Here is a 15,449-nt window from a genome sequence, read left to right as displayed (position 1 = left end):
CCGTTTGACAGCCGCTGTATTATTGGCGTTTGGATGGGAAAACATCGTGCTGCGGATGGCTAAATGGATCACCCACAACATTGTCTCGTGCTTGGCGGAGGCGGCTTTATCGGCACCCATCTCGTCAAGGCTCTTCTGTCACACGGGAACGTAGTCACGGTTCTAAGCCGGTCTCCGGTCGACCGGGTTCGCAGGCGGTTCGCAGGTATCGCACCAACCGACCAACTGAAAATCGTGCAAGGCAGCTTCGACGACGAATGTCTGCTGGATTCGATCCTGCCAATCTGTTCGTCTTGTATTCATCTGGCTGGGACGATGGTTCCGGCAGCTTCCATTGAGAACAAGATTGCCGACATTCAGGTCAATCTTGCCGGAACTGTAAGGTTGCTCGAGGCGGCTCGCCGCCACAGCCTGCCCAAACTGGTCTATATTTCTTCCGGCGGCACCGTATACGGGCAATCCGATGCGGACCGTATCCCCGAGGATCATCCGACTGATCCGATCTCCGCCTATGGGATTACCAAACTCGCTGCTGAGAAATATCTGCGTCTATTTCACCGCCTGCATGGGTTGCCATCCATCACATTGCGGCTAGCCAACCCTTTCGGCCCCGGACAGGCCGATAAAGAAATACAAGGGGCAATTGCTGTTTTTGTCGAACGAATCATTCAGGGAATGCCGATCGAAATATGGGGCGACGGTAATATCGTTCGCGACTATCTGTTCATCGACGACGTCGTAGATGCCATTATCCGTGCGTTGAATTATTCCGGCATGGAAACCGTCTTCAATATCGGCTCAGGTCAGGGAACTAGTATCAATGAGATATGCGCGCGAATAGCCCATCATCTCGTTCCCTTTGAAATCCATCATAAACCGACACGCTCCTTCGACGTGTCGCGAAATGTGCTGGATATCAGCCGTGCTGAAGCGCACCTTGGCTGGCGTCCACGCATATCCCTGGACGAAGGGATCTCCCGCTATGTGGCGTGGCGCCTGGCACAACGTCCGTATCAGGCGATCCATCCGAAGAAGGCTCAGGAATTTTCAGTATCCGCCTGCGGCAAATAAGGAAGATGGGAAAAAGCGGCCCGCTCGTTGAGCGTCGCCTCGAAACCACCGAAAACGACCTTGCCATGATCGAGCTTTCCACCTTCCGGAAGCCGCGAAAAAAGATGCAACTCGATAGGCTCGGCTACCACACTTGGCAAAGCCAACCGCAAATCGAAAATTCGTAAAGGTTCGGACAATTCTGTCCACTCCGTAACGGCAAGTGCTGCCGTCCCATCTTCAACCTCGTCGATATTCCGGCCTGGAAGACTTGCCGCCAAACGAACGAGCATCTTTGTCGTGCAAAGCGCATCATCGATCCTTACCGTGCAATTCAAAGCCGCAAGTCCAGGAAGAGCAGGCAGAGAAATGCGGGCTGACGACGCGGGGGTCACCTTCAGCGGGCGCAAAAGCAACCGCCCCGCTCCGAGATAGTTGAAATATGGATAAGTCCATGTCAGCGGTCGTGTTGTTTGGGCCGCGGCAACCAGATGGTCGGAAATCTTGACCAGAGCTGGCGAGAATGACGTGTCTGACGATGGCGATTGATAGCTAAGCCCCGGAAATCCGCCCCACATTCTCATTCGCAGCATGCTTCCGGTGATATCAGAACCGATGAACGCATATTCGTTCATCAGTCCCGCAGGCGAACAGGTCAATTCTGGAGGCTGCCCGTCACCGTGTGGCTCAACGGCAAGTTCGACAATCGAATCCATCCGGGCCGAAACGGCCGGGAGACGCAAGGCTAGCCATCCGGGAAAGGTTTCCGAGTAGGGTATGCGCCACAGCGCCAACTCAAGCCCCGAACTTGGTACCTGCAACTTCACAAGTAGATGGCCTGCGCCAAGTCCAGCATTCGACACATGTAGATCGACCCCGAGAATGCCCCGCGCACCAGTGAGCAAGGGTTGAATAATCGCTCCTGTTACGGAGGCAGCTGAAGAGAAGAAAGGCGTTTCAAAAATCAGGCGCGGCGGAGCCGCACGTAAATTCTTCAACAGAACTTCAAGTTCCGGCGGGACTCGTACGTGATGCGCAAGGCCTTCTCGCAGTGCCGCCAGATCTTCCAGCAGCGTCTGGTTCATTCTGGTCAAACGATTGTTTTCACGCAAGGTTTGGCCCGCTACTGCGCCGATAAGATGCGTTGCGTCACCGTGTACAAAAACCGGCCCCCGACTGGTTCCGCTGGCGCGCTCCCACCACTGTTTCAAAGCATCGACGGATGGATGCGAATGTGGGACCCAGACCGCCAGAACGTTGCTTGGCGGCATTTCTACCGGACAGGCAGGCTCATCGTCCTCGGAGAAACGGAAGACGCTTCCATCAGCAGTGGTTGTTGCGAGCCACTCAACAGGAAGGTCGGGCAAGCGGATATCTTCATTGCAGGCCTCTGTCCTGACGATCACAATCTTTGGGCCCCCTGAAAAGAGGGTCGACAACAATTTTGAAGAAGCAGCGATCATGAGAAAACATCAGCTGTTTGTTGAAAATTATGCATGGCGGTAGTGATCGTCCGAGTTGGGAAATGTTCTTCCCAAACCCTCAATTTTCCCGCTGGATAACCAATGGCCCGACACAAATGGAGGACATCGGCGGTTTCCGGAAATATGGCGTCGTATGCCTGTTCAAAAGCCGAGCCGGCAACAGCCGCATTGATTGCCCCGGCTTTAGCATCTTCAATAAAGGCCCATGTCCTCACACCCAGTTTTCGTAAAGAACCGGCCAAGAGATGCAGCACACGGCCTCGAACCGATACCACTTTCGAAAAGGCGGCCAGAGTGCCGAGCGCTGCCTGACGATCTCGTCCGTCAAGCAAAGGTAAATCCGTTCCCATGTAATTCTGAGTAAGGTCCGAATGATTACCCAGTGACGGCAGCGGCAGGGATATGATTTCCGCAAATACATCCAGATCGGCGGACGGCCCGGCAAAGGTAGAACCGAAGCATAGGAGATGCGGGACCAGACCATGCGCGCGAACTGATATCGCAAGTTGTATCGCTTTCGCGATATCGTCGTGTTCGGCCCGATCCAGCACAAACGCTATGGCATTCCCGGCCTGCATGACAGGAAGCGACGAATAGATTCGAAAAAACTCCGGATAGTAGTCTCGAGGCATCGCAGCCTGTGCGCGATAGCGATCATAGGGAACATTATGCCAGAAAGACCGGCTCCCCTGTTCGGCGACAGTTGCCAATGCCGAAGATAAGGCGGCAAAAGCGTCCGATGCGATCGGCGACGCGTCTATCTGCGTTACGTTTGGAGCTGCGATTTCGAGCGTGAAATGACGGCTGCCAAATGGCTTGACCGTATGCCAGTGGTTGCCGAAAGCAAAACCGCCTTCGGGAAACTGCTCGGCCAGCAAGGCACCAGCCTCCACTGCCCATACATGAACGGGTTGTGACGGGAATGGTACGGAGAGTTTATCGGCCCTGGGCAAATCGGCGGATGTCCACGCAAGAGAAACATAGACTGACGTCCGCACATCAATCGTGCAACTCGTGCTCGCCGCCTGCTGAAGCGCGCATTCCAGGATCCAGAAAACACCAGCCAGCAACTTCATGTCCGACAGCAGATCATATGTATTCTGCTCCAGAACGATGAGATGACCGGGGCAGCTTCCATAATCGGGCTTCTCTGCGGCCCGCAGCAGGCACCGCAAGTATTCTTCCAGCACGATCGGCGCAGACGGATCGGAAGTCGCCGTCATGTACCGCACGAGCCTCGTATCCGGATGATAGACCGCGTAACGGACCCGTCCCCTTATCTCACGTTCCTGAACCGCCTGTATCGAGTATAGGGAAGTATGCTTTTTACGGATGTAATCGAGAATAGGAGCAATATCCCGCTCGGCCTCAGTCAACATGCTCTCGCCGCGCCGCCTGTAATGAAAGCCGGCGTTGGCAACATGAATGCCGTGAAAGCCCATCGAAAGGCCCTGCAACCAAAAATCCCAATCCTCGACACCTTTCCGCATTGCTTCATCAAAACGGGCGCCAGCGTCCAGCATGCGCCGCGAAACCATGCTACCCGCTTCGCAGAAGCTGCGGAAAAGATGTTCAAGCGAAGAATATGGTCCCGACATGTCGCTGAAGCTTGCAAAGCCGAATTTGTCTACGTCCGTATAGACCCAGCCCGCGTGATTATCTCCGGCCCGTAAAGCGTGCACCAGTCTCCGCAGTAGATGAGGACCGATATGGTTGTCACAATCGAGAAAGAAAACAGCTTCGAGAGCCGGAAAGGCACGAAGGGAGAACTCAAGTCCGGAATTGCGCGCAGCACTTAGCCCCTTATTTGCCTTGCTGAGATAGAAGACCTTGCCGGGATATGAAGCGGCAAAGTTCTGACAAATCTCATGCGTTTCCGGCACAGGACAACCGTCATTTACGACAACAACCGCAAATGGAAAATCGCATTGTTGTCCGATTGCGGTGTGCAAGGTCTCAGCAGTCAGGGCGGGTTGCCCATATGCCGGGATCAAGATGACTGCACGTATATCGCTTTTATCGCATGGTTGATCGCTTCGATTCTGCATTGTCATGTATCGGCAACCAGTATCGAATCCATCTCAACCAACAATATTTTCAAGACAACAAACATGTATCCGATCATTCAAAGGCAAATTTCCATCAAAAGAAATAAACACAGTTTGTATCAAAAATTTAATACTCCATAAAAATATTGAAGACGGCGGCGGATTGATCTGTATTTTTTTGTAACGCTCGGAAAGAACCCCTCTGCGACAATAATCCTTACCTTACAGATTCCATATGACGCAACGGGGTTCTGCCGAGCGCAGGCTGCCGCAATGGCGCTGAACTCTGGCGACTCCTGAAAGCCAGGGGCTTTCGTGGCTCTTTGCGCGTTGTGGGCGAATAGGCGACCCGCCGTCGCCGCGCCGAGCGGGCTTCCGACCAGCAACTTCAAAAGGTACCGTCAGCCAGAACGATCGCGCGCCTGATGCCGACGGCGCGTGATCATCTGAGCAGATCCGACACGGTGACCATTGCTGCTATCGAGGCCGGGGTGCCCGCGCTGGTCGACGCCCGCAGTCTGATCGACAGGTTCCATACGATGATCCGAAAGAAGGCCGCGTGCGATCTGGAATCGTGGATCACCGACGCAGGCACGAGCCTCATCGCGTCTTTCGCCAGCGGCATCACGCGCGACCGCGCAGCCGTCCGCGCCGCGATCACCGAACCTCAATCAAAATGGCAGACAGAGGGGCAGATCACCAAACTCAAGCTGGTGAAGCGACAGATGTATGGCCGCGGAAAGCTCGATCTCCTGCAAGCCAGGCTGATCGGCGCTGCATGACCCGGACTTCATCGAGATTGCGTCAGACCCAGTTTTGCGCGCCGATTGACAGATGGTGGCGATAATTCCACTGCGGATGCGAAAGCAGCGGAAAGGTACGGGTCGTCCGCCGGCCCAACAACGCTCCTCGGAGGGGCCGCCGCTCTTGAGAGATACACGTCAGAGTCCGACTTGATACTGACCTCGTCGAACTGAGCTAGGCGCATGCGATGTCGGGCTGCAGTCGGCTTGTGGTTGGAGTCTTGGCTTAGGGAGCGTTGGAAAGGCGGTGTATGCGGACGAGGTGGCCGGTGGCGAGGTCCGCGGCATGACAGCTTCGCGCCCCAAGTCGGTCGCTGAGTGCGCCTTTGCCACTGCCCGAAAGCGGCCATTACCGATACTGCAAGTCGATGTCTGCTGCCAGACAACTGCGGTGCCATCTCCCGGCGGTTCTGCCCGCATCCGAAGAAGCACATGCCCCGCGGAACCAGACAGGCCGACGGCTCGTCTCACACCCAGGAGCGCCGATTAAGCGAATGCCGGTGCTCCTGGCCATGTTTCGGCGACTATTGCGGCCGCGGATACCTTTCTTCCTGGTTCTCCTGCAACTTCTCGATAGCTCCTTTCACCTTCGGAAGAAGATCGTATATCGGCGGGTTGTTGTTGAGGAACTCTATCTTGAACTGCGATGGATACTTAACAAGGCCCTTGATGTACGCGCCCGCCGCCCGATGGAGGACTGAAGAATTGGCCAGAAAGAGACACGCTGCGGAAGAGATCGTCACGAAGCTTCGGCAGGTTGACGTGCTGAGTTCGCAGGGCAAATCGGTGGCGGAGGCGATCCGATCGATAGGTGTGACGGAAGGGTTGTGTCGCACACTGCGTGTCAACGAAGGCTGACATATGGATGCTGCTCCTTTTGCCTTGGAGAGTTCCATGTTTTCAGGCCGTCATTTCGACCGTTCGGTAATCCTGCTGTGCGTGCGCTGGTACCTTGCCTACAATTTCAGCCTGCGTGATTTGGAAGAGATGATGGCCGAACGTGGCATCAGCGTCGACCACTTCACAATCCACCGCTGGGTCATCCGCTTCTCACCATTGTTGCTGGAGCGGTTCAACGCGCGCAAGCGAGGTGTCACCGGGAAGTGGCATATCGATGAGACCTACATCCGGGTTCTCGGCCGGTGGATGTACCTCCACCGCGCCATCGACAGCGTCGGTGACACGGTCGAGTTCTTTTTCAGCGAGCATCGTGACCTGTTGGCCGCCAAGCGCTTCATCTGCAAGGCATTGAAGCGTCATGGAAGACCTGATCGTGTTGTCGTTGACGGCAGCCAAACGAACCAGGAAGCAATCATTGCCTGCGACGGCGAAAATCAATTGCAGGATCGATCGCGCCGGCGGCTGAAGCGAATCCGTATGCGGAAGAGCCGATACCTCAACAACCGCATTGAACAGGACCATCGGCGCGTCAAGCGCCGGATCCGATCCATGCTCGGGTTCAAGTCGATGACCTGCGCCGCGACGATCCTGTCTGGGGTTGAGATGGTGCACATGATGCGGAAACGACAGGCAAGGTACGCCTACAATCCCGCACCATCCCTTGCCGAGCAGTTCGAAATCCTCGCTGCATAGTCCTGTCCGCAATGGGCTTCATGCCATCCCAAACACGAGTTTGCGACACAGCCCGACGAAGCCGTCCAGTACATCAGGCAACTCAAGGAAATCGCGCCCGGCCAGCCCTGGCTCGTCTACTACGTGCCGGGGGCCACCCATGCGCCCCACCATCCGACGCCGGAATGGGTCAAGAAGATCAGCGACATGCATTTGTTCGACGAAGGCTGGAACAAGCTGCGGGAGACCATTTTCGCCAACCAGAAGCGCCTTCGCATCATGCCGGAGAACGCCAAGCTGACGCTATGGCCGAAGGGGCTGCCGGAATGGGATTCGCTTAATCTTGAAGAGAAAAAGCTTTTCATCAAGCAAGTGGATGTCTACGGGGCCTACCTTGCCTATGCCGACAACGAGATCGGCCGGGTTATCCAGGCGGTCGACGATCTCGGCGAGCTCGACAATACCTTGATCATCTATATTGGCGGCGACAATGGCGCGAGTGCCGAGGGTATGCTCAACGGCACGCCTAACGAGTTCACTACCTTCAACGGCGTTTCCGTGCCTGTGAAGGACCAGTTCCTGTGGTATCCGTTCTGGGGATCGGAACGGACGTTCCCGCACTACGCGGCGGGCTGGGCGTGGGCGATGGACACGCCGTTCAAGGGGGTGAAGCAGGTGCCGTCACACTTCGGTGGAAACCGCACAGGGCGTGGCCATGTCCTGGCCCGGGCACATCACCGACGCAGGCGGCATCCGCCGCCAGTTCCATCATGTCATCGACATTGTGCCGACGATCCTCGAGGCCGCCGGCATCCCCCAGCCCGATACGATCAACGGCATCGAACAACGCCCCATCGAAGGGGTGAGCATGATGTACACGTGGGACAAGGCGAATGCCGATGCTCCAACCCGGCACACGACGCAATATTTCGAGATGCTGGGCAATCGCGCCATCTATCATGACGGGTGGGTAGCGGCCACAACGCCAGCGACGTTGCCGTGGGAACTGAGCACCAAGACGCCCCCGGATGTAATCACCGGTTACAACTGGGAACTCTACAACGTGCAGGACGACCCCACCCAGTTCGACGACCTCGCCGCCAAGATGCCCGACAAGCTCAAGCAGATGCAGGACCTCTTCTATTCCGAGGCGAAAAAATACGACGTCCTGCCGCTCGACAATTCGACGCTCGCGCGCTGGAACACCCCGCGCCCGAACCTCACGGCAGGACGGACGGAGTTCACATATTCGGGTGAGCTGAGCGGCGTGCCAGCCAGCGCTGCGCCGAGCATCCTGAACAAGTCCTACACCATCACGGCCGACGTCGAGATACCGGAAGGCGGTGCAGAAGGCATGATCGTCACAGAGGGTGGGCGGTTTGGCGGCTATGGTCTTTTCCTGAGCAAGGGCGACTTCGGCGTCGGCAGGGGCCGGGTCGTGTTCCTCTACAACCTCCTCGACCTCAAGCGCACGATGTGGGAAGGGCCCGAGCTGGAACCAGGCAAGCACACCATCGTCTTCGATTTCAAGTCGGACGGTTCGGATCTGGGCAAGGGAGGCACGGGCATCCTTTCCGTGGACGGCAAGGAAGTGGCCAAGAACTCGCTGGAACACGGCACTCCAGTAACATTCCCGGAGGACGAAACCTTCGACATCGGCCGGGACACCCGCACTGGGGTCGCGATGGTCGAGTATCGCTACGAACCTCCGTTCAAGTTCACCGGCAAGATCGACAAGCTGACTTTCCAACTGAAATAGCTGGAACTTGAAAAGACAATTCACCCCGGGACTCCCTCAGCTGTCGCGGAAGTTCCTGGTAAGACCGGGCGGATCGATGCGATGAACAGAGTGCTCATTTTCGCCGCTGCCGTCGAAGCCGCGACGGGCGCGGCCCTGCCCATTGTCCCATCGATCATCGGGTACATTTTGCTCGGCGAGGAGCTTGTCGGCATCGCCATACCAGTTGCGCGCGCCGCAGGCATCGCCCTGATCGCCTTGGGTGTCGCGTGCCGGCCGGGGCCGCTCTACATCGTGGATCGCCTATCTCGGCCTCGCGGGTGGGTTTGCCGGCCTCCTGGGCTTCATGCGGTACTGTCGATCCTTCTCGGCCGTGCTTGGCTCGCCACGCAGGCGAGATAGTGTCAGTTGGCAAGCCGAGTACCCGCCTTTGGGCAGGTTCCGACTGTGGCGCAAAGGTCCGATTGGAGAGGCGTAACAATGTCCCGTTGTGGCGATAATTGTTCGTCGCGATAGACAAGACAAAGGGTAAGGGTCCACCGCAAGCAGATCGGCAGCTATCGGGCATCCAGTTGGAAATAGCAGCCATTCAGCTCACGACCTTGAGTAGGTCATCCACGCTCCGCCCCCACGCGGCTCAAATCCGGCGTGGTTCAGTTCAGCATCCCATTGACCGAATGATATACGAACCATATACGGTTCGCATATCCGTTAGCTTTGGGAGCTGTCGATGGGCATCGTAAAAATCGACGAGGACCTGCATGAGGAAGCCCGCCGGGCCAGCACAGTGATGTGCCGGTCTATCAATGCGCAGGCCGAGTTCTGGATGAAGATCGGCATGCTGGCTGAAGCCAACCCAACCCTGTCCTTCAACGAAATCGTGAAGATGCAGTTCGCAGCGGCGCATGTGCATGTCCAGGATTTAGCGGTCGCCTGACATGGTAAAGACCCCGGACGAGCTGGCGCTCATGCGCGTATCGGGCAAGATGCTAGCGTCCGTCTTCGAGATGCTGGACGGGCAGGAACTGGCCGGCATGTCGACATTGCAGGTCAACGATCTGGTCGACCGCTTCATCACCGTGGATCTTGCCGCACGTCCGGCGAGCAAGGGGCAATATGGCTTCAAATATGTCCTGAACTGCTCGATCAATCATGTCGTCTGCCACGGCGTGCCCGGTCCGGGCGAGATCATCCGTGATGGCGACATCATCAACCTCGACATCACCCTCGAAAAGAACGGCTTCATCGCCGATTCGAGCAAGACCTACCTGGTCGGCCATGCCGCGCCCGCCGCGACGCGGCTCGTGCGGGTCGCCCAGGAGGCGATGTGGAAAGGCATCAAACAGGTCCGTCCCGGAGCACATCTGGGGGACATCGGTTTCGCGATCGAACGGCATGCCAAAAGGAACGGTTATTCGGTTGTGCGAGAATTTTGCGGGCATGGCATCGGTCGCGAGATGCACGAGGAACCGCAGGTGCTCAATTTCGGACGGCCGGGAACGGGCTTGAAGCTGCGCGAGGGCATGGTCTTCACCGTTGAGCCGATGCTCAACCAGGGCACCCGCAAGGTCTCGACCGAGAGCGACGGATGGACGGTCGTGACCAACGACCGGAAACTCTCCGCCCAATTCGAGCATACGGTTGCCGTCACGAGGATGGGTGTCGAAGTCTTGACCCTGCGCCGCGAAGAGACGCCGATGCTGGAAAGCAGATTGTGATCATCGGTCCGCACCTGCCTTGGGTGGGGCGAGAACGCGATGAAAGCAGGCGGCCGGCTGTTTCGATGCACATTTGCGACGATTGCTATGCGACCAGCTGCTTTGCCGATGCCTTGCCTCGAAAGCGGGCCGAGAACCAACCACCTTTTGTGGGATTACGCTGCTGCCGAAGCCAGCGGTCAAATTTTTTCGGATTTGTTATCGGCTGCAGGTTATCCGATTACTGACAGTGTTCGGCAGGGAGTCCCAACCAATTGAGCGTAGCATTTGCCAAGGAGGAAAGCGCCGAGGCAGCATCGGAGACCATCCTGCCAGCTCGCCCCATCTCCGATCGGATCAACCTCGTCACGGAGGCAGGCCTCAAGATGCTGCAGGATGAACTGGTCAGCGCTCGACAGGCTCTCGAGGCCGCCAACGAGTTGGAAGATGTCAACGAGAGGCGACGTCAGTCAGCGGTTCCCGTTCGAGATATGCGCTATTATGCCGAGCGCGTCCGTACGGCTCAGCTTACGCCGGTGCCCACGTCCAATGACGTGATCGCCTTCGGTCACACCGTTACCTTCGAGCGCGACGATGGCCGAACTCAGACCTTTCGCATCGTCGGTGAAGATGAGGCCGACCCGTCTCAAGCTTCCATATCGCATGGTTCACCGGTTGCCATCGCGCTGATTGGCAAAAGAGTTGGCGATGTTGTCCAGCTAGGGCAGCGCGAACTCGAGATCCTGTCCATTTCTTAGTTGGACATCTGGGTACGACCCACAACCGGACTGCAGGCAGGTTCTGTGACCTCGTCACGGTCAACCGCCACCGTCACGTTTGGTATACCGACACCGCGCATGCGTGAGATACGAAAATTTAGAAAATGCCACCAGCTTTGGATTTTGGCCCTGCTATACAATACCTCATATTGGAATCAATTTGAGGAATTGTGCAGCATTTCAAGAATTTACAGCTGCCTTGGCGAGTCTCGAAAGTCGCGCGGCGCTGTATTCGGTCAGAATGCAGGCGGCTTGCGAGCAAGTCCCTGATGTCGCGACCTCTCGTCGCCAGAAAGCTCTGACGCGCTTTTTCATCCGATCCGCGCTATAGTTCTAACGAATGCCGACCGCGGAGAGTCCGATGTCCGGGAAGTATCCGTCGGGGCTAGTTGCCCTCTTTTTTGTCGAGATGTGGGAGCGCTTCAGCTACTACGGCATGCGAGCGCTGCTTATCCTCTTTCTCGTCGACCAGCTTCAAAACGGTGGCCTCGGCATTACAACCCCCGACGCTGCGGCAATCTACGGCCTCTATACCGCCTCGGCCTACATACTGGCGCTGCCAGGTGGGTGGATCGCCGACCGCTTTTGGGGTTGCAGGCGCGCCATCATCGTCGGCTGTGTCGCCATCATGGTCGGGCACGCCTTGCTCGCGTTCTCCGGCTCCGTCGCTTCAATCTTCTTCCTTGGTCTCGTCTGCATCGCCATCGGCACCGGGCTGGTCAAGCCCAACATCTCGACCATGGTTGGCCTGCTTTATGACAAGAACGACATTGGTGGCCGCGACGCTGGCTTCTCGCTTTTCTACATGGGCATCAACATCGGTGCGATCCTCGGCGGGCTGATCGCTGGCTACCTCGGCGAGAACTGGGGCTGGCACTGGGGTTTTGGCGCTGCCGCTGTCGCGATGTTCTTCGGGCTCGTCAACTTCCTGTATGCCAGCCGTACCTCGCTTCGCGACAAGGGCGGCGCACCCGCCGTCCACCTCCACCCCGACGCGGTCACCGGCAAGCGTGACCAAATCTTCACCGGCATGATCGGCGGCGCGGTCGTGCTGCTGGTCGCCGCAGCCGCACTGACCGGTCAGATCAGCCTGACCAGCCCACAGGGCCTCGCGCAGGCCATGGGAATGGTCATCATCACCGTGGCCTGCGCCTTCTTCCTGAACATATACTTTGCCGGCGACCTGACCGGCCCGGAGAAGAGGCGAATGATCGCCCTTGCACTCCTCTTTGTCGCCGCAGCGCTCTTCTGGTCGGGTTTTGAGCAGGCGGGCTCATCGCTTAACCTCTTCGCAAACGACCTCACCCGGCGCCAACTCGGCAGTTTCACCGTGCCCACCTCGTGGTTCCAGAACCTCAACGCCCTGTTTATCATCTTGCTGACCCCGGCCTTCGCCGCGTTCTGGATCTATGCCGAAAACCGCTGGACCATCCCCGTTTTCGTGAAGTTCGGATTGGCGCTTGTCGCGATGGGTTTAGGCTATTTGATCCTCGTGCCGGCGGCGCAGACCGCAGCAACAGGCGTGAAGGTCTCCGCGTTCTTCCTGATCGGTACCTATCTCGTCCACACTGTGGGTGAACTGTTGCTGAGCCCGGTCGGCCTGTCCACCTTCTCCCGCCTCGCGCCCGAGCGCTTCACCAGCCAGATGATGGGTTTCTGGTTTGTCGCCTCGTCGCTCGGAAACCTGATGGCCGGACTGCTCGCATCCGGCATGGACACCGGGAACGCGGCCGGCCTCCCGGACGCCTTCATGCGCATCTTCCTCACCAGCGCCGCCTTCGGCGTCGTGCTTATCCTCATTGCTCGCCCGCTTACCCGCTGGGCTCTTGGTGGTAGCGAGCGGCTTGAAGAAGCTCGTGAGGCTCAATAACTCCGCTGGTCCGTTTTCATCGCCCAGTTGGCAATGAGTATCGCAGGCAGCGCCGCAGCAGCAGCGGGATCAGCCGACAGTCTGCCAGCCGCTGGCCTGCCCCCTGAAATGTATGGTGCGCTGACGTTGCCCCAGATTTATCCAATTTTAAGTTCGTACCCGGCGTGGCTTTGCCCTGATGGCGGGTGGAGCGGCTGGCGCTGGCGCGGAGCTTTTCGCATTGCGCAGCGCCAAAGCCCGACGCGTGGGGAAGGTCAGTGCGAACTCGTTGGGTGTCTGCCATCCGAGTTTCGAGTGCGGGCGCGCGCCGTTGTAGTTCATTCGCCAGATGTTCAGCGCCGTGCGGGCATTTCAAGCACGTCCGGATGGAGCGGCGGAGCGTGCTTCAGCCAGACCCGCACTTCCTCGGGGCCGACTTTAGCGGTCAGGTTTACGCCTGCCGGCAGGCGGCCCCAGCTCTGAGGGCCCAGCGTCTCACCGTCGATCGTTGCGGTGCCTGCGAGGACGAGGAACTCCAACCCCCGTTCGTTCCCAATGGAAGCGGTCGCGCCGGGCTGCCAGGTCTCGATCCGGACCTCTTCGTGGCCGTCGTCGAAGAGGATGACAGCCTGTGATGCGCCAAGACGCTGACCGTCACGCTCGCCGTCTCCTGGCCTTCGCACGATCTGCATGTCGTCACCCTCGCGGAACTGCCACAGGCGAACGAAGATCGTGCAGCCATCCTTCGCGGCCGGGACATGCGAGGTTCCCGGCGGATTGCGGAAATAGGTTCCTGCCGGGTAGTCACCATGCTCATCCTGGAACGTCCCTTCCAGCACGAGGATTTCCCCGCCACCGCCATGGACGTGTCGCGGAAAGGCCGACTCCGGCGCGTAGCGAACGATGGATGTGGCGTGCGCCACCTCATCACCGACCCGAAACAGCATGCGACGCTCCACCCCCGCAGCAGGGCTTGGAACCCACTCCAACTTCGTCGTGTCGACGAAAACCGGTCTGGCTAGATCGTCACAGGCCTTTCTGACCACTGCCGCCGCGGGAACGTTCAGCTTCGCGCCGGCACCCGAGAAGCTCTCCATGGCGCGCGCTGGTCTCGAAGGCACGCATGCACGCGCACGTCTGATGGAAGATCATGGGCTCTCGGCTGAGACGTTCGATCTTAACGCTGAATCCGTGTCCGGACCAGCGCCGCAGTGCAGCAGGTGCTTGAGCGGCCACCCCATGGAGAACTACATCGTGGAGATGGTCGCCTAACGGAGATGCGGACGTTGTACACGGCGGACAACGAGTCTCGATGGGGGCCGAACCCACACCGAGGACTTCGATGGCTCTCAGTCCCAAGGGAGAAGCTGAAGGTCAATCAGCTCATACGTCTCGTCCCTCGCCTTTTCGTGGAGGAGGCCTGGAGACAGGTCGTGCGCTGAACCTTGGCCAAGCATTGGAGGTCAATAGCAGGCGCAAAGGGCTATGTCTGCCCGGCGGTCGCTGGTGTCACTTCAAAATGGGCCGTCACCGGAAATCGGCGGCGGTCAGGGTATAGTAGGTGCGGCGACCGTGGGAATAGGCTTCGCGCGCGACATCGTAGATTGATTTGCGCGCCGCGTCGAAGGCCGTCAGGCACTCTGACTCGGATAGCTGTGTCCTGCCTGCGCTGGCCCCCGCTTTCGCCAATGCGCCGGCTTCGACGAAGAAACGCACTTCGAACATGCCGTCATGACCGATGAAGCGGACAGCTTTTTTGGCTTCATCGAAGCTGCGGCTCGGATTGAGAAAAGCGAGCGTCACGTGTTGCCTCCTGTCGCGCCGTTCGGTCCAGGTGCCTCTGGCCCGATCCGTTCCTTGTGGCGGCCGGTACTGCGAAGATTGAGGAACGTCATGCCGTCAGTTGCGTCCGACCGGGTCAGGCCCGTCATTGCCTGTCCGTCGACATGCGCCGGTATGCCCGTGAAGACATGATAGACGGTCCAGGAGCGATCCGCCTCGATGCGCCGCCCGAATTGATGCCCGAATTGATGATCGAGAGCATCGCGGCCGCGCGCCCCGCCTTCATTGTCCCAGATGCCGATCGCGGCGGCATCGCGTCTGCGTTGGCTTTCGTTGATGCGGTTATTCATGGTGGTGACCGTCCTTTTGGGAGTGCGTCGACATGGGTACCCCCGGAATAAAGGATCCTGCCGTTCGCATCCGTGATCGTCATGGCGTCCGGCCGCTGCGGCAGGTCGAGGGTTTGCGACAGGCGCTGGGCGACCTTTATCGCCTCCTCAACATCAGCGGCTTCATCTGCCTCGCGGCCCACGACCGCATGCGCGTCGTCCTTGCCGCGGGTGCGATAGAATTCGATCACGATCTTCATCTGCGTCCAATTCCCGAGCCCGACCGTCAACTCTTGCCCTTGCCGCCTGCGGCGGGAT

13 protein-coding genes and 2 pseudogenes are annotated in these 15,449 nt (G+C 58.3%); 8 read left to right on the top strand and 7 right to left on the bottom strand.

All coding sequences use genetic code 11. The features are described from left to right. The first annotated feature begins 63 nt into the window (after window positions 1-63). A complete protein-coding gene (locus ABSY17_RS01870) occupies window positions 64-1,071 on the top strand; it encodes an NAD-dependent epimerase/dehydratase family protein (RefSeq protein WP_378941622.1) in 1,008 nt (335 codons plus the stop codon). On the opposite strand, the gene ABSY17_RS01865 is transcribed toward ABSY17_RS01870, so the two are convergent. After that, window positions 1,038-2,513: a DUF6212 domain-containing protein gene (locus ABSY17_RS01865; protein WP_378941619.1), complete on the bottom strand. Its 1,476-nt coding sequence runs from the start codon at window positions 2,511-2,513 to the stop codon at window positions 1,038-1,040. The genes ABSY17_RS01870 and ABSY17_RS01865 overlap by 34 nt on opposite strands. Beyond that, window positions 2,510-4,588 carry a glycosyltransferase family 2 protein gene (locus tag ABSY17_RS01860; RefSeq protein WP_378941617.1) on the bottom strand — a complete coding sequence of 693 codons (2,079 nt, stop codon included), beginning with the start codon at window positions 4,586-4,588 and terminating at the stop codon, window positions 2,510-2,512. The genes ABSY17_RS01865 and ABSY17_RS01860 overlap by 4 nt, the downstream gene beginning before the upstream one ends. Before the next feature lie 251 nt (window positions 4,589-4,839). Between ABSY17_RS01860 and ABSY17_RS01855 the strand changes: the two are divergent. From ABSY17_RS01855 to ABSY17_RS01825, 7 genes and pseudogenes are all read left to right on the top strand, one after another. Then, window positions 4,840-5,364: pseudogene (locus ABSY17_RS01855) on the top strand (transposase); the annotation flags it as partial. A 915-nt stretch (window positions 5,365-6,279) separates the two neighbouring features. Beyond that, window positions 6,280-6,978: an IS6 family transposase gene (locus tag ABSY17_RS01850; protein WP_378941724.1), complete on the top strand. Its 699-nt coding sequence runs from the start codon at window positions 6,280-6,282 to the stop codon at window positions 6,976-6,978. Between the two features lie 54 nt (window positions 6,979-7,032). Further along, a pseudogene (locus ABSY17_RS01845) lies at window positions 7,033-8,716 on the top strand (sulfatase-like hydrolase/transferase); the annotation flags it as partial. 709 nt (window positions 8,717-9,425) lie between these two features. Further along, a complete protein-coding gene (locus ABSY17_RS01840) occupies window positions 9,426-9,632 on the top strand; it encodes a ParD-like family protein (protein ID WP_378941614.1) in 207 nt (68 codons plus the stop codon). A gap of 1 nt (window position 9,633) precedes the next feature. Then, window positions 9,634-10,413, top strand: a complete 780-nt coding sequence (gene map / locus ABSY17_RS01835; RefSeq protein ID WP_378941612.1) for a type I methionyl aminopeptidase — start codon at window positions 9,634-9,636, stop codon at window positions 10,411-10,413. Window positions 10,414-10,667: 254 nt separating this feature from the next. Then, window positions 10,668-11,150 carry a transcription elongation factor GreA gene (gene greA / locus ABSY17_RS01830; protein ID WP_378941610.1) on the top strand — a complete coding sequence of 161 codons (483 nt, stop codon included), beginning with the start codon at window positions 10,668-10,670 and terminating at the stop codon, window positions 11,148-11,150. A gap of 382 nt (window positions 11,151-11,532) precedes the next feature. Then, window positions 11,533-13,041, top strand: coding sequence for a peptide MFS transporter (locus ABSY17_RS01825; protein WP_378941608.1), 1,509 nt, complete (start codon window positions 11,533-11,535; stop codon window positions 13,039-13,041). Window positions 13,042-13,188: 147 nt separating this feature from the next. Here the strand turns inward: ABSY17_RS01825 and ABSY17_RS01820 are convergent, their stop codons facing one another. The 5 genes from ABSY17_RS01820 to ABSY17_RS01800 form a co-directional block, all read right to left on the bottom strand. Further along, window positions 13,189-13,362, bottom strand: coding sequence for a hypothetical protein (locus ABSY17_RS01820; RefSeq protein WP_378941606.1), 174 nt, complete (start codon window positions 13,360-13,362; stop codon window positions 13,189-13,191). Window positions 13,363-13,373: 11 nt separating this feature from the next. Continuing rightward, window positions 13,374-14,066, bottom strand: coding sequence for a cupin domain-containing protein (locus ABSY17_RS01815; protein WP_378941721.1), 693 nt, complete (start codon window positions 14,064-14,066; stop codon window positions 13,374-13,376). Window positions 14,067-14,547: 481 nt separating this feature from the next. Continuing rightward, window positions 14,548-14,823, bottom strand: coding sequence for a DUF1488 domain-containing protein (locus tag ABSY17_RS01810; protein WP_378941603.1), 276 nt, complete (start codon window positions 14,821-14,823; stop codon window positions 14,548-14,550). Continuing rightward, the gene (locus ABSY17_RS01805; RefSeq protein ID WP_378941601.1) at window positions 14,820-15,152 is read right to left on the bottom strand and encodes a hypothetical protein; all 333 of its coding nucleotides are present in this window, start codon (window positions 15,150-15,152) and stop codon (window positions 14,820-14,822) included. Before ABSY17_RS01805 ends, ABSY17_RS01810 begins: the two co-directional genes overlap by 4 nt. After that, window positions 15,149-15,391 carry a hypothetical protein gene (locus tag ABSY17_RS01800; RefSeq protein WP_378941598.1) on the bottom strand — a complete coding sequence of 81 codons (243 nt, stop codon included), beginning with the start codon at window positions 15,389-15,391 and terminating at the stop codon, window positions 15,149-15,151. The genes ABSY17_RS01805 and ABSY17_RS01800 overlap by 4 nt, the downstream gene beginning before the upstream one ends. Window positions 15,392-15,449: the final 58 nt, after the last annotated feature.

Origin of the sequence: Mesorhizobium sp. ANAO-SY3R2 (genome assembly GCF_042466635.1) — a bacterium.
Taxonomy (GTDB): Bacteria; Pseudomonadota; Alphaproteobacteria; order Rhizobiales; family Rhizobiaceae; genus Aminobacter.
The sequence above is the reverse complement of the archived record's forward strand: the minus strand, read 5'-3'. Positions and strand labels throughout refer to the sequence as shown.

Excerpts from the sequence above, each read along its gene's own strand:
- ABSY17_RS01870 (WP_378941622.1), top strand. The coding sequence starts at position 64 with ATGGATCACCCACAACATTGTCTCGTGCTTGGCGGAGGCGGCTTTATC.
- ABSY17_RS01865 (WP_378941619.1), bottom strand. The coding sequence starts at position 2,513 with ATGATCGCTGCTTCTTCAAAATTGTTGTCGACCCTCTTTTCAGGGGGC.
- ABSY17_RS01860 (WP_378941617.1), bottom strand. The coding sequence starts at position 4,588 with ATGACAATGCAGAATCGAAGCGATCAACCATGCGATAAAAGCGATATA.
- ABSY17_RS01850 (WP_378941724.1), top strand. The coding sequence starts at position 6,280 with ATGTTTTCAGGCCGTCATTTCGACCGTTCGGTAATCCTGCTGTGCGTG.
- ABSY17_RS01840 (WP_378941614.1), top strand. The coding sequence starts at position 9,426 with ATGGGCATCGTAAAAATCGACGAGGACCTGCATGAGGAAGCCCGCCGG.
- map (WP_378941612.1), top strand. The coding sequence starts at position 9,634 with ATGGTAAAGACCCCGGACGAGCTGGCGCTCATGCGCGTATCGGGCAAG.
- ABSY17_RS01825 (WP_378941608.1), top strand. The coding sequence starts at position 11,533 with ATGTCCGGGAAGTATCCGTCGGGGCTAGTTGCCCTCTTTTTTGTCGAG.
- ABSY17_RS01820 (WP_378941606.1), bottom strand. The coding sequence starts at position 13,362 with ATGAACTACAACGGCGCGCGCCCGCACTCGAAACTCGGATGGCAGACA.
- ABSY17_RS01805 (WP_378941601.1), bottom strand. The coding sequence starts at position 15,152 with ATGAATAACCGCATCAACGAAAGCCAACGCAGACGCGATGCCGCCGCG.
- ABSY17_RS01800 (WP_378941598.1), bottom strand. The coding sequence starts at position 15,391 with ATGAAGATCGTGATCGAATTCTATCGCACCCGCGGCAAGGACGACGCG.